The sequence below is a fragment of the Agrilactobacillus composti DSM 18527 = JCM 14202 genome, assembly GCF_001436375.1.
Classification (GTDB): domain Bacteria; phylum Bacillota; class Bacilli; order Lactobacillales; family Lactobacillaceae; genus Agrilactobacillus; species Agrilactobacillus composti.
Genome location: NZ_AZGA01000085.1, coordinates 1 through 300, shown reverse-complemented (window position 1 = coordinate 300; position 300 = coordinate 1). Strand labels below are relative to the sequence as shown.

The following is a 300-nucleotide window of genomic DNA, read 5'->3' as shown; positions in this document are numbered from 1 at the left end:
CGCCTTTGCTTACCCCTAAGGTGAATCCTAGGAATTTCAGTCTCAATGGTGACCCAACTTGAGTTTTCTTTTGATTGACAGTTAACTTCAAGTCTTGTTCCAGAAACTTGGTCACATTGGCCAAGACCCGATATCCTGCGCGCTTACTTTTGACATAAATATTACAGTCATCCGCATAGCGCACAAACTGGTGGCCTCTGGCCGTGAGCAGTTTATCCAGCTCATTGAGGTAGACATTTGCCAGTAATGGTGAGATAGGTCCGCCTTGCGGCGTGCCCTTTGTGGATTTCTCCACTCGAC

At 47.3% G+C, this 300-nt stretch carries 1 protein-coding gene; it reads right to left on the bottom strand.

Annotation, left to right across the window (positions count from 1 at the left end):
* A partial coding sequence (locus FC83_RS14285; protein ID WP_269083192.1) for a reverse transcriptase domain-containing protein occupies positions 1-300 on the bottom strand: 300 nt, incomplete at both ends.